The organism is Herbaspirillum sp. alder98 (assembly GCF_020179755.1).
In the GTDB taxonomy this organism is placed as follows: Bacteria; Pseudomonadota; Gammaproteobacteria; order Burkholderiales; family Burkholderiaceae_D; genus Herbaspirillum.
Genome location: NZ_JAIUCY010000004.1, coordinates 167,856 through 181,933 on the forward strand (window position 1 = coordinate 167,856; position 14,078 = coordinate 181,933).

The window sequence follows — 14,078 nt, forward strand, 5'->3', positions numbered from 1 at the left end:
AGTCACCACAATTCACCGCAGCCAACGTCATTGACTGCCTGCGCCGGGAGCCGCCCCCTCTGGCTCTATGACGGGCTGCCTGGCCACGTGCAAGTGGCAGCCAGGCAGCCCGATGGCCACATCAGACTGTGCAGATGCATTTACCGCCATACTCATACAAGACTAACGAGGTTCATCATGATGTTAAGCAATCCCGCCGCCAAATACCGCGCCTTCCCTGCCATCGACCTGCCTGACCGCACCTGGCCGTCCAAGGTCATCGACACGCCGCCGATCTGGATGAGCACCGACTTGCGCGATGGCAACCAGGCCCTGATCGAGCCGATGAACGCCGAGCGCAAGCTGCGCTTTTTCGAATTGCTGCTCAAGACCGGCCTGAAGGAAATCGAAGTGGGTTTCCCGTCGGCATCGCAGACCGACTTCGATTTCGTGCGCAAGCTGATCGAAGAAAACCGCATTCCGGATGACGTCACCATCATCGTGCTGACGCAGTCGCGCGAAGAATTGATCCGGCGCACCGTCGAATCGCTGGCCGGCGCCAAGCAGGCCATCGTCCACCTGTACAACTCGGTGGCGCCGGCGTTCCGCAAGATCGTCTTCAACATGTCGCGCGACGAGATCAAGAACATCGCCGTCACCGGCACCCGCCTGGTCAAGGAACTGACCGACGCCCGCCCCGAGACGCAATGGCGCTTCGAATATTCGCCGGAGTCCTTCAGCACCACCGAACTCGACTTCTCCAAGGATATCTGCGACGCCGTCTGTGAAACCTGGGGCGCCACACCCGAACGCAAGATCATCCTCAACCTGCCGTCGACGGTCGAATGCGCCACGCCCAACGTCTACGCCGACCAGATCGAATGGATGTGCCGCAACCTGAAGCACCGCGCCAGCAGCATCATCTCCGTGCACCCGCACAACGACCGCGGCACCGCCGTCGCCTCGGCCGAACTGGCCGTGATGGCGGGCGCCGATCGCGTCGAAGGCTGCCTGTTCGGCAATGGCGAACGCACCGGCAACGTCGACCTGGTCACGCTGGCATTGAACCTGTACACCCAGGGCGTCAACCCGGGCCTCGATTTCTCCGACATCGACGTCGTGCGCCAGGTGGTCGAAGAATGCAACCAGATCCCGGTGCATCCGCGTCACCCCTACGTGGGCGACCTGGTCTTCACCGCCTTCTCCGGCTCGCACCAGGACGCGATCAAGAAGGGCTTCGCCAAGCAACAGCCCGACGCCTTGTGGGAAGTACCTTACCTGCCGATCGACCCGGCCGACCTGGGCCGCAGCTATGACGCCGTCATTCGCGTCAACAGCCAGTCCGGCAAGGGCGGCATGGCCTACCTGCTGGAACAGGAATACGGCCTGGCCTTGCCGCGCCGCCTGCAGATCGAGTTCTCGCGCGCCATCCAGCGCCAGGCCGACGCCACCGGCAAGGAAATCAACGCCAGCGACATCTATGGCGTGTTCAAGAGCGAATACCTGGAGCGCGAAACGCCCTACGTCTACCGCGCCCACCGCATGTCGGAAGACACGGCCCGCGCCGAGTCGATCAACATCGAAGTCGATATCGTGCGCGACGGCAAGCAGGTCACCGTGCGCGGCACCGGCAATGGCCCCATCGATGCCTTCGTGCATGCGCTGGGCCTCGATATCAAGCTGATGGACTTCCATGAGCACGCCATCGGCGCCGGCGCCGATGCGCGCGCGGCCAGCTATATCGAACTGCGCCTCAATGAAGCCCCTACCGGTTTCGGCGTGGGCATCGACGCCAACATCGTGACCGCTTCGTTCAAGGCCGTGCTGAGCGCCATCAACCGCCAGATCGCCATCGACCAGAGCGCCAACCAGGCCCAATCGGCGACCGAACGCGCCGCCTGAAAAAGGAATGCTGCCGGCGATCCCGGCATGTAAGCCTCAAAAAAATGCCGACCTACAGGTCGGCATTTTTCTTGGCGCGCCCAATCGAAAAACCTATTCGGATCGCGCCAGCCGCACGCCCGCGCATTGCCAGCGCGCCGTCGCCGGAAAGAAATTGCGATAGCTCAAGCGGGCATGATTGAGCGGCGTAGCCATCGACGATCCGCGCAAGACATACTGGTTCACCATGAACTTGCCGTTGTATTCGCCGACCGCCCCGGGGGCCGCCGCAAACCCGGGATACGGCGCGTAACTGCTGGAAGTCCACTGCCAGGCCACGCCGAAGAATTCACGCGCAGGACCTCGCACCCTGGGTGCGGCATGCTCCCATTCGGCTTCGGTCGGCAGGCGCGCACCGGCCCAGCGGGCATAGGCGTCGGCTTCGTAATACGACAGGTGCAAGACGGCGCGCTGCGGATCCAGACGTTGCAGGCCGTATTCGCTGAATTCATGCCAGTGGCCCTGGCCGTCGGACTGCCAGTACAGCGGGTGTTCGATTGCTTCACGGCAGCGCCAGTCCCAGCCCTCCGACAGCCACAGCGCCACATCCCGATAACCGCCCGCTTCGACGAAGGCCAGGTACTCGCCATTGCTGACCAATCGCGATGCACACGAATACGCTTCGACGAACTGCCGATGGCGCGGCAATTCGTTATCGAAACAGAAGCCGTCACCGGCATGACCGATCTCGACCACGCCGGCGTCGAACCGATGCCACGCCAGCGGCAACGCGCCCGACTCGCCATTCAGGTTGTCGGGCAGCGGTTGATAGGCCGGCTTGAGGGGATTGACGAACAGCAGGTGCAGGATATCAGTCAGCATCAGCTCCTGATGCTGTTGCTCGTGCTGCAGGCCCAGTTCCAGCAATTGCAGGAATTCGCTTGAAGGCGCCGCACCCATGGCCTCGATCAGCCGCAGCATGCGCTGATCCACATCGGCGCGGTAGGCCTGAACCTCGTCCAGCGAAGGCCGTGTCAGCAAACCCCGTTGCGGGCGCGGAAACCGCTCGCCGACGCCTTCGTAGTACGAATTGAACAGCACCCTGAACTGGGGATGGAAGGCGCAGAAGCCGCGCTCGAAACGCTCCAGCAGGAAGGTTTCGAAGAACCAGGTGGTGTGCGCCAGGTGCCACTTGACGGGACTGGCATCGGGCATCGACTGCGCGCAGCAATCCTCGGCCGACAGCGGTTCGGCGATCACCTGCGACTGCCGCCGCACGCGCCGGTAGCGGTCACTCGACTGATCGCGCGGACGGTGATCGTGCTCATGGTTGAGCTCATGCATGGCGGCGTCGATGACCGCATCGATGGTGGCGTCCAGCGCCTGTTCCTTGAAGATGACTTGAGGCATATCAGGGCCGTTCGCTCAACGTGCTCGTGCGTGACAGACCGCAAACCAGCGCTGCGGATCGAACCACATGCGGCAGTCGCCGAAGCCGGCGCGTTGCAGCAGATCGACGATGCCGTCCGGCGTGAACTTATGGCTGTTCTCGGTATGGATGCGTTCGCCCTGGCCGAAGGTGCGGCGTCCGCCCTCCCAGCGCACGATCACGTCGCGGCGCGCTTCCAGATGCATCTCGACCCGCTGCTGCGCGGCATTGTAGAACCCCAGGTGCTGCCAGTGGCGGGCATTGAAATCGGCCCCCAGCAAGCGGTTCACATGATTGAGCAGGTTCAGGTTGAAGGCCGCCGTCACGCCCAGGGCATCGTCATAGGCGGCATCGAGCACCGCTGCCGGCTTGACCAGGTCGATACCCAGCAACACCCCACCGGCCTCACCCAGTTGCAGCGCCTGGCGCAGGCGGCGCAGGAATTGCAGTGCCTGGTCGGGATCGAAATTACCCAGCGACGAGCCGGGGTAAAAGAACAGCCGGCGTTCCCGCGAAACCGTGGCCGGTAAATTGAGCGAACTCGAAAAATCCTGGGCAATGGCGTCGATGGCAATCCCGGGAAACTTCTGCCGCAGGCTGGCCACCGCTTCGTGCAGGAAATCGGCCGAAATATCGACCGGCACGTATTGCCGCGGTTGCAACAACGGAAACAGCCGCGCCGCCTTGGCGCAATTGCCCGCCCCCAGGTCGATCAGCGTGACGCCCTGGCCGACGGTGGCGGCAATGCTGGACGCATGGGCCTCGAAAATACTGGCCTCGGTACGCGTCGGATAATATTCGGGCAGTTCACAGATCGCCTCGAACAGCTTGCTGCCAAGCGCATCGTAGAGATATTTGGGAGAGACCACCGCCTGCGGTGCCAGCAGGCCGGCTTCGAGTTCAGCGCGGATGGTCGGTTCGGGCGCTGCCTGCGACAGTGGCGGCAGCGCGTGAGCGAGTTGAGGGGCCAAGCGGGTCTCCTTGCCTTGATTGCAACCTGAGCGTTGTCGAATTGACAGCTATTGCAGAGCGGGTGCCGGACTGCGCTACACTCTGCGCCAACCCGGTTGCGCGTAGCATATACGCAACTTGCATATACTTATCCTGTTATCGACTTTGGCGCACCGCGGTGGTTCAACGCGACGCCGGGTTTTTTAGGTCCAGCTCATCCTTGAGCCGACTCCATCCGCCCCAGACAACATGTCCTCCACGCCAAGCTCATCCACCGCCAGCCCAAGCCCGTCCCCATCCTCCCCGGCCCGCCAGAGCACTCTGGCCGCATTGCGCGGCCTGTGGCCGTTCCTGCTCCCTTACGGCCGCCAGTTCGCGCTGGCCGCGCTGGCCTTGCTGGTGGCCGCCGGCGCCACGCTGGCCGTGCCGTATGCCTTCAAGCAGATGATCGACCTCGGCTTTGGCGCCGCCGGCAGCGGCAACGCTGGCAGCAGCAGCCATATCAACCTGTATTTCCTGGCCCTGTTCGGCGTGGCCTGCGTGCTAGGCGTGGCCACCGCGCTGCGCTTCTACATGGTGTCGTGGCTGGGCGAACGGGTCACCGCCGATTTGCGCCGCGCCGTCTATGCGCACGTGGTCACGCAAAGCCCGGCCTTCTTCGAGACCACCCGCACCGGCGAAGTGCTGTCGCGCCTGACCACCGACACCACCCTGATCCAGACCCTGGTCGGCACCAGCATCTCGATGGCCTTGCGCAATGCCTTGCTGTTCCTGGGCGCGCTGTGCATGCTGTTCGTCACCAGCGTCAAGCTGACCTCGATCATCATCGTGCTGCTGGCGGCAGTGGTGTTGCCCATCGTGGTCTATGGCCGTCGCGTGCGTCGCCTGTCGCGCGACTCGCAGGACCGGGTGGCCGACGCCTCGGCCATGGCCGGCGAGATCCTCAATGCCATGCCCACCGTACAAGCCTTCACTCACGAAGAGATCGAGGCACAGCGCTTCGGCAGTTCGGTCGAACGCGCCTTCGAGACCGCCATGCAACGCATCCGCGCGCGCTCGGTGCTGACGGTGGTGGCGATCCTGCTGGTGTTCGGTTCCATCGTGTTCGTGCTGTGGCTGGGCGCGCATGCGGTCATGCAGGGCAGCATGAGCGGTGGCGAGCTGGGGCAGTTCATCCTCTACGCATCGCTGGCGGCGGGTTCGCTGGGTGCCTTGTCGGAAGTGATGGGTGACACCCAGCGCGCCGCCGGCGCCGCCGAGCGCCTGCTGGAGTTACTGTCGGCGCAGTCGCCGGTGCAATCGGTGCTGCTGCCCGAAACCCTGCCGCCGCGCACGGCCAATGGCGCCGCGCTCGACATCGATGGGGCCAGCTTTCATTACCCGTCGCGCATCGGCAGCAACTCGCTCACCGATTTCTCGTTGCAGGTACGCCCCGGCGAGACCGTGGCGGTGGTCGGCCCCTCGGGCGCCGGCAAGACCACATTGTTCCAGTTGCTGTTGCGCTTCTACGATCCGCAGCACGGCGCCATCCGGCTCGATGGCGTGGATATCCGTTACCTGACGCTACAAGACTTGCGCCATGCCATCGGCATCGTGCCGCAGGACACCGTGATCTTCTCGGCCAACGCCATGGAAAACATCCGCTTCGGGCGCCCTGACGCCAGCGACGCCGACGTGATCGCAGCGGCGCGCATGGCGGCCGCCCATGAATTCATCGAGCGCCTGCCGGGAAGCTACGACTGCTTCCTCGGCGAGCGTGGAGTGCGCCTGTCGGGCGGCCAGCGACAACGCATCTCGATTGCCCGGGCACTGCTCAAGAATCCGCCCCTGTTGCTGCTGGACGAAGCCACCAGCGCGCTCGACGCCGAGTCCGAGCGATTGGTGCAGGCGGCGCTGGAAGCGGCCATGGTGGGACGCACCACGCTGGTCATCGCGCACCGCCTGGCAACCGTGCAACGGGCCGATCGCATCATCGTGCTGGAGCATGGCCAGATCGTCGAGAGCGGCACCCATGCCGAGCTGGTGGCGCGCGACGGGCTGTATGCCAGCCTGGCGGCGCTGCAATTCAATGTCCCCTGAACGATTGAGCGCAAGACTCGCTCGGCTTCGATGAGCGGGTGCGCCTGCGCTATTCAATCGATGCCCGGCGTTTCGGTTATTGATATGACATGGCAATCGTCACCCGACTGTGAGCTGTGCCGGCGGTCACATCCTGCTCGCTCTGGATGTAGCGCGCCTCGAATCTCTGCACGTGCGTTGGATAGCTCTCGCTGGCATCAAACAGCTTGAACTGGTTGATGGTGCCTGGTGAAGTCGAATCCGGCCCCAGCCCGACGGGCTGCCCATCGCGCAGTATCTGCACTTTGATACCCGCCGCCGTGGAATCGTTTGTCAGCGACAGCTGGTCACTGGTATTGCCCACACTGACAGGATCGCTCATGGTCATGTAGACCTTGCTCGCCACGCCTTCGCAGAAGACGCTCATATCAAACGAAGTGGCGCGCGAAGTGCTTCCCACCCGATTGAATGTGCTTAGCCGATGCTCACCGAGTCGGACCGCAGACGGGACGGATATCTGGCAGGTCTGGGCGAGGATCGTCGTTCTGTTTGACGATCTCAGCGTAGCAATCGTGAACGGCCTGCGATCTCCGCTGAAGGCGGTCACCTTTACCAGAAATTTCTCTCCCGCAGAGAAGACGGTACCGGCCCTGATCGGGTGTCCTGTCTTTACCAGGACCAGTTGACTAAAATTCTCCCTGGCGATGTGCGTGGCAAACCCCCAGTAGATTCCCTCCGATGGAGCGTGGAAAATATTGGAATCGGTCAGGATCACGCCATCACCGCCGCGCTTCAACAGGCGATATGCCACTCCGTTACGAATACCGTTGGTCAATAGATAACCATAGCTTCGATCAACATCGGCATCGCTGGCGCCACTTCCGGTGCTGACGACGCTGCTGCCGCCATCGCAAAGCATGCTCTGCCCCGTTCGCCTGATCATGGAGATCGGCGCGCGCGCTATCACGCCGCCGACCTGCACGTTCCTGGGCACGACGATCTGGGCTGGAAACACATAATCAATATGCACTGCCTGTTCTTTTCCATCCGGGGAATTGACCACCCTGCATGCGCCAACAGCAACTTCGGCCACGCCAGAGGCCAGAACGAAAACAAATCCAGCGAGCAGTAATCTTTTATTTCCAGGTCGATCCAGGAATGATTTCATCACTTCTCCACTATGTCTAAAGTTGTCATTATTAAAACTTTACCTGACGACAACCACAGGAAAAATCTTGAATGCGAAATCGATAGACGGCAAGCAAGGATGAGCCTGGAATGAGCGTTTTATCGTTTGTGGCTCCACCAAAAAATCAAGACAGGGTCACATCAAGACCTTTCCTATTCTCATGTCGACCGCGTGTTCTTAATATTCAGTCTCGTTTTTTGAATTAATTTTTTATATGGATCAACATAATGAAACAAGTTGAACGTTCCCATTTAGACAACATCAGCGGCGGCTGCAAACACAGGCGTCCCTACTACCATTTTGTTCAGCGCCCCCCCGTTTCACCCCCACCGCCACCCGAGCCGGGAACCGGGACGCCGTATCGAGCCGGCGCTAACAACAATAGCAACCTGGACATCCATATCTACGGGCAATAAGCGAAACGCAACTTCGCTGCCGACACTGACTGAAGGATGAAAACCAGGGCAGAAAAAACACTGCCCTGGTTTTCCGCATGGAGACATCTTTTCGATTAAGAAACTCGCGACGCTGCCAGCAGATGATTGCTTCACTCACACAGTCCCGGTGTCGCACTGGATTATTCATCCGGAAAGCAACGTGCCATTTTTAAAATACAAATGACAACAACAGGCATCACCTGACGCCGAAAGGGGAACCCCACCGCACTATTCGTCGAAACGGGATCGGCGGGCTCGGCAGGCGTCGGCGCGGCGCAATAACTTCACAAGTATGAACACCAATAATTTCCCCGAATTCAAGGACATATCGATACGCAAGCTTGCCTACGCCGCGTCGCTGGCGGTGATCTTCTTCATTGCCTTCGCGTTCCTGCGCGAAATCGAACTCAAGAAAGACGTTCCGGCTGTCGTGGTCTCGCAAGGCGAGGTCAAGATCAGGGGCGTGAAAGGCCTGGTGGTCGATGTCCAGGCAACGCCCGACATGCCGGTGCAGGTCGGGCAGAACCTGTTCCGGCTCAAACGCGACCTGTCGCTGGCGGAAAACGGAATGACGCGGGAGCGCTACGCCGAACATCACAAAGATGGTCGAGTGCGCATGATCGGCGAACAGGCTGCGCTGAAAGAACGCGATCTGCGCGCGCGCATCGATGCCCTGAGAGCCAACCTGGACAATCGCCAGCAGGAACTGCAGTTCCTCGGCCAGGAAATGGGCGAGATACGTCGCCAGATCGACGATGGGCAGAAAACTGCACTGCGTTTGCAGGCGCTGTCCGAGTACGTGATCATCGACCGTATCGAGCAAGCGCGATCGGAAGTGGCGCAACGAAAGATCGTTCTCACGCAGCGACTTGCCCGGCAACGTGAACTGCGCTCCGACATGAACCTCATGCGCGCCAACCAGAAAGAAGCCCAGGCCGCACTGGATACGGTAAGCATTCAGGTGCAACGCGATGTGCAGGATGCGCGCATGGACTATGAACGAAATCGCTCCAACGTCGTCATCTCGGCGCCGGTGGCCGGCGTCGTATCGTTTTCCCAGGTCGCCGCCGGCACCATGTTGCGCGAAGACGAAGTTGCCATGGTGATCGCCACCGGCGCCGAGCACGGCTTGAAGGTCGCGTTGCACATTCCGTCCAGGCAGCGTGGTTTCATCAAGGAGGGGCAACGCGTACGCTTGAAATTCGATGCCTTCCCCTATGCCATCTTCGGCACGCACGAAGCCCGCATCGATGCCATATCGCGCGACACCATCGTGGCCGCACAAAGCGCTTCTTCCCTGTCTTCCCCGCCCACCAACGGTGATAGCGACTACGTGGCATATGCCCGCCTCACCAGTCCCGAGTTCACGGCGCGCGGCGAGCGCCATCACCTGTTGCCCGGCATGCGCGCCACCGCCAGCGTGGCGATCGAAAAACGCAGCATTGCCGAATGGGTGCTGGCCCCGGTATTCGAGGCATTCAGGGGCTGAGATGCGGGTCATCTACCAGAATGAAGTCGCCAACTGTGGCTATGCCTGCCTGGCGATGGCCCTGACCCTTTTCGGACGCACGACGGAGGTGCGCGAACTCAATGAGTTGCGGCCTGTGTCGGCCAACGGCTCGCGTCTTTCCGACCTGTATGACATGGCTGTCGAGTTCGGTCTGTCGGTGAGCGCCCTGCAGTTCGAGGCCGCCGACATCGGCGACATTCCCAAAGGGTCGATCGTGCATTTCGACGGGTCGCACTTCGTGACCTTTGAATCCGCCGGACGACGCCACGTCAACATTATCGACCCTGCCATGGGACGCCGCCGGCTGTCCTTCGATGCCTTTCTCAAGAATACCTCGGGCTATCTGCTGGCATTTCGCCCCATGCCAACGCTGCAGCAGATCAAGGAAAAGTCCGCTGAATGGGCGGCGATCAAGAGTATCTTCTTGCTCAATCCCGAGCTCAAGTCGCAACTGTTCAAGATCATGTTCGTCTCCATCGGCCTGCAATTCGCCGTGTTGACGTCGCCCTACCTTGGTAGCCTGGTGCTGGACAACGTGGTGGCGGAAGATAATCTGCCGCTGATGAGTGTGCTGGTATTTACGTTCGGCAGTATCTTCGCTGTCGCGACATTGAGCAACTTCGTGCAAACCTACCTTACCGAAGCAGTGCACCAGCGGGTACACAACAACAGTACCGAGGCCTTGCTGCGCAAGCTGTTGCAAAACCGCTTTTCCTACTTCGAAAAGCGCCACGTCGGCGATCTGTTCGCCCGCTTCCAGGCGCAGATCGCACTGATCGATTTCGTCACGCGCAGCACGGTAGGGTTTTGCATCAACCTGTTCGTCGGCAGCCTGACGCTGATTCTGATGGTGTTTCAAAATCCGTTGATGACGGCCATTGCGCTGGCCATCTTCTCGCTCTACGTCGCTGTTTCGGCGGCGCTGCATCCGAGGATGATGGAGAGCGGACGCCAGGAAATGGAAGCCTCTGCGCGCTGCGACGACGCGCTCATCGAGACAATTCGCGCCGCCGCCCTGGTCAAGCTGGCGCAGAAGGAGCATCAACGGGTCAACCATCACATGGGTCTATTCCAGAAGTTGATGAATGACAGCTTTCGCGTGCGCAATCTGAACAACATCAACGACGTCCTGCTGAAGATGATCAGCTACGCGGATTCGCTCATCATCATGAGTATCTCCGTGCTGTTGATGGTCAACGGAAAATTGACCATTGGTGGCTTCTATTCATTCCTGATGCTGCAAGCGCTGATGTCATCGCATCTTTCAGGCGTGCTGAGAGCCTTCCGGGAATTCAAGTTGCTGCGTGTCCCTGTGTCGCGGATCAACGATATCCTCGACCAGCAGGAAGAAGTCTATGCCGCTGCCGGCGTCATGGGCCACGTCGATGAAACCCTGCGCTTCGACTGCATCACGCTCGACAATGTGGGCTTCCAATACGGCGTGTCGGATCAGCCTGTGCTGCGCGAGGTCGACCTGGTCATCCGGCGCGGCGACAAGATCGCCATCGTGGGCCCTTCGGGTGCGGGGAAATCGACCTTGTTCAAGCTGATCAGCGCCATCGAGCCTTGCACGCAGGGGTCGGTCAGTCTCAATGGCATCAGCTATGCCAACCTCGCCGTCGACGAAATCCGCCAGCACATGGCGCACATGCGCCAGGGCGACATCATCCTCAATGGCACGATTACCGACAACGTCTCGATGTTTGCCGCCGGCGCCGATAGTCGCTTAGTCAACGACCTGCTCAAGAAGGTCGGACTGTACGAGCATGTCATGCGACTACCGATGCGCACCGCCACGCCAGTGAGCGACTCGATCGCCAACATCTCCGCCGGCCAGAAGCAGCGCCTGCTGCTGGCGCGCGCCTTGTACCAGGACCGCGAGCTGATGCTGTTCGACGAGCCGACCTCCAATCTCGACCGCGACTCGGCCGAGATGATAGGTCGCCTGCTACGCGAGAGCGGCAAGACCATCGTCGTCATTACCCACGACCAGGAACTGGCCGGCAATTTTTCCCGGCGTTATCGTATCGATGGCGGCCGGCTGGCGTCGTTATGAGCCACGCCAAAGCCCGTCGTCGCGCTTGCTCGCGGGCGCACCTGCTGGCGTGCGGACTGGCATTACTCCTTTGCGGCCATGTACTGGCAGCCGACGCGGCGCATCACGATGCGCCGCTGCCGGACCTGCTGTCCATGTTGCAGTGGGCGGAACAGGACGATCCCGGGCTGGCTGGCGCACGACTGGCCTATCAGGCAGACCAGGCCGGTACGTCACGCGCGCAAGCCGCTTTTTTGCCACAGGTCACCGGTAGTTGGAGCCGCGAGCGCAACATCGTCAAGACCCAGGCCCTGCCATCGCAACACCATACCCAGCGCCGCTGGCAGATATCGCTGTCGCAAACCCTCTTCAACTGGGATAGCTGGACCGCCCATCAGCAATCCGAGCTGGAACAGGCAAAGTCGGCGATTCGTCTGACCCAGGCTCACCAGGCCCTTTTCCTGAAGGTGGCCATCGCTTATTTTGGCGTCCTGTCCGCGCAGGAAGACATGACGCACATCAACGCCCATCAGGCCTCCCTGAAGCAGCAACTGGAGCGCACCAAGGCACGCTTTGCGCGTGGGGACGCGACCCTGATCGACATGCGTGACATCGAGTCAGCCATCGACCGGCAGGCTGTGCAAGCGACCCTGACCGATGGAGAATTGCTGGCAAAGCGCCTGACATTGGAAGAATTTTCCGGCCGCAGGCTTGCCCGTATCGCTCCCCTGCGCGCGGACATGGAAGCCCCCATGGTGGTGCCGGACGATATGCAGAGGTGGATCGCGCGGGCCCGCAATAGCAACTTCGATGTCCAGCTGCAATTGCTCGATAAGAAGAAAGCGCTCCTGGAGACCTCCAGGGCCAAGGGCGCGTACCTGCCCACCCTGGGCTTGACCGCAAGCCATACGCCGGCGAGCGGTTCGGCACACATTGCGCGCACGACCACCAACGCCATCGGGATCCAGTTGAACATTCCGATCTTCTCCGGCTTTGACACCGTGCATCGCGTTCGACAAACGCTGGCGCTGGAAGAGAAAGCCGGCACCGACCTGGAGAGCGCCGAGCGCAGCAGCGCCGCGGCGGTGCGCGACACCTTCGTCCAGCTGCAGACCAGCCGCCGGCGCCTGCAAGGATTGAGCGACGCCATGCAATCGTCACGCACGGCGCTTGAGGCCAATGAAATCGGCTACCGTATCGGCGGGCGCTCCGAAGCCGATATCCTTCAGGCAAAAAATGCCTTCTTCACCGTTCACCGTGACCTGACCATGGCACGCTACGACATCATCCTGCAAGGCTTGCGGCTCAAGTTGCTGACCGCATCGCTGGAGTTCCAGGACGTCATCGCCGTCAATGGCCTGCTCGCCGATGCCCCATGACCCTGCGATGCAACGACGAGGCCGCAGACAGCTTTCTTCAAATTCCAATAGACTGCGGGTTTCAATCCGACGCACATGATCGTCGAGCCACCAACAGGAGTCGTCCGATGAGCAGCAAACTGTTTTCGCCATTGTCCCAGCGGGGCGTCACCCTGCCTAACCGCATCGTGGTGTCACCGATGTGCCAGTACTCGGCACAGGACGGCTTCGTCAATGACTGGCATCTGGTGCACCTGGGCAGCCGCGCCGTCGGCGGCGCCGGCACCGTGATCATGGAAGCCGCAGCCGTGGTGGCCGAGGGCCGCATCACTGCCGCCGATGTGGGGATCTGGAAGGACGAACATATCGCCCCGTTGCAACGCATCACCCACTTCATCAAGCAGCAGGGCGCGGTCCCGGCGATCCAGCTGGCGCATGCCGGCCGCAAGGCCAGCGCGCTACGGCCCTGGGATGGCACGCCGGGCAGCGTCCCGCTGGCCGAAGGCGGCTGGCTGCCCGCCGCGCCCTCGGCCATCGCGTTCGATACCACTTATACCCAGCCGCATGCGCTCGGCGTGGATGAGATCAAGGATCTGGTCCAGGCCTTCGCCGACGCCGCCACCCGCGCGCACAAGGCCGGCTTCAAGGTGATTGAAGTACATGGCGCCCACGGCTATCTGGCCCATGAGTTCCTGTCGCCGCTGAGCAACCGGCGCACCGACCAGTATGGCGGCACGTTCGACAATCGCATCCGTTTTCTGCTGGAAGTCACCACCGCGGTGCGCCAGGCATTGCCGCAGGAGACGCCGTTGTGGGTGCGCCTGTCGGCCACCGACTGGGCCGAAGGCGGCTGGAGCGCCGACGAGACCGTGGCGCTGTCGGCGCGGCTGCGTGAAGTGGGCGTCGATCTGATCGATGTATCGAGTGGCGGCAACCTGCCCACCGCACCGATTCCCGTCGGTCCCGGCTACCAGACCGGCTTTGCCGCGCGGGTGAAGGCCGAGGCCGGCATCGCCAGCGGCGCGGTGGGCATGATCACCGACGCCATCCAGGCCGAACACGTGTTGCGCACCGAGCAGGCCGATCTGGTGCTGCTGGCCCGCGAACTGTTGCGCGATCCTTACTGGCCGCTGCACGCGGCCCAGGAGTTGCGCGAGGACGTGGCATGGCCGCCGCAGTATGTGCGTGCGGCGTCCAGCAAGACGCCGCTGCGGCCGGACGTCGACTACGGCAATAACGCCCGCTGAAGCA

Annotated in this window: 9 protein-coding genes; 6 read left to right on the forward strand and 3 right to left on the reverse strand. The window is 61.6% G+C overall.

Features of this window, described 5'->3' with window-relative positions; all coding sequences use genetic code 11:
- Window positions 1–177 precede the first annotated feature (177 nt).
- The gene (gene leuA, locus LBW87_RS11310) at window positions 178–1,881 is read left to right on the forward strand and encodes a 2-isopropylmalate synthase (RefSeq protein ID WP_225201568.1); all 1,704 of its coding nucleotides are present in this window, start codon (window positions 178–180) and stop codon (window positions 1,879–1,881) included.
- A 93-nt stretch (window positions 1,882–1,974) separates the two neighbouring features.
- Here leuA and egtB read toward each other — a convergent pair whose 3' ends face one another.
- Both egtB and egtD read right to left on the reverse strand, forming a co-directional pair.
- The gene (egtB, locus tag LBW87_RS11315; protein ID WP_225201569.1) at window positions 1,975–3,270 is read right to left on the reverse strand and encodes an ergothioneine biosynthesis protein EgtB; all 1,296 of its coding nucleotides are present in this window, start codon (window positions 3,268–3,270) and stop codon (window positions 1,975–1,977) included.
- A 15-nt stretch (window positions 3,271–3,285) separates the two neighbouring features.
- Window positions 3,286–4,260: an L-histidine N(alpha)-methyltransferase gene (egtD, locus tag LBW87_RS11320; protein WP_413927639.1), complete on the reverse strand. Its 975-nt coding sequence runs from the start codon at window positions 4,258–4,260 to the stop codon at window positions 3,286–3,288.
- A 229-nt stretch (window positions 4,261–4,489) separates the two neighbouring features.
- Here egtD and LBW87_RS11325 point away from each other — a divergent pair, with 229 nt between their 5' ends.
- Window positions 4,490–6,319 carry an ABC transporter transmembrane domain-containing protein gene (locus tag LBW87_RS11325; RefSeq protein WP_225201570.1) on the forward strand — a complete coding sequence of 610 codons (1,830 nt, stop codon included), beginning with the start codon at window positions 4,490–4,492 and terminating at the stop codon, window positions 6,317–6,319.
- A 76-nt stretch (window positions 6,320–6,395) separates the two neighbouring features.
- On the opposite strand, the gene LBW87_RS11330 is transcribed toward LBW87_RS11325, so the two are convergent.
- On the reverse strand, window positions 6,396–7,466 hold the full coding sequence (locus LBW87_RS11330; RefSeq protein WP_225201571.1) for a fimbrial protein: 1,071 nt from the start codon (window positions 7,464–7,466) through the stop codon (window positions 6,396–6,398).
- A 750-nt stretch (window positions 7,467–8,216) separates the two neighbouring features.
- Between LBW87_RS11330 and LBW87_RS11335 the strand changes: the two genes are divergently transcribed.
- The 4 genes from LBW87_RS11335 to LBW87_RS11350 all read left to right on the forward strand — a co-directional run bounded on the left by LBW87_RS11335 (window position 8,217) and on the right by LBW87_RS11350 (window position 14,074).
- Entirely contained in the window at window positions 8,217–9,413 is a 1,197-nt protein-coding gene (locus tag LBW87_RS11335; RefSeq protein WP_225201572.1) for an HlyD family efflux transporter periplasmic adaptor subunit, read from the forward strand.
- Between the two features lies 1 nt (window position 9,414).
- A complete protein-coding gene (locus LBW87_RS11340) occupies window positions 9,415–11,490 on the forward strand; it encodes a peptidase domain-containing ABC transporter (RefSeq protein WP_225201573.1) in 2,076 nt (691 codons plus the stop codon).
- Entirely contained in the window at window positions 11,487–12,848 is a 1,362-nt protein-coding gene (locus LBW87_RS11345) for a TolC family protein (protein WP_225201574.1), read from the forward strand. Before LBW87_RS11340 ends, LBW87_RS11345 begins: the two co-directional genes overlap by 4 nt.
- A 107-nt stretch (window positions 12,849–12,955) precedes the next feature.
- Window positions 12,956–14,074 (forward strand): NADH:flavin oxidoreductase/NADH oxidase, encoded by a 1,119-nt coding sequence (locus LBW87_RS11350; RefSeq protein WP_225201575.1) that lies wholly within the window; start codon window positions 12,956–12,958, stop codon window positions 14,072–14,074.
- Window positions 14,075–14,078: the final 4 nt, after the last annotated feature.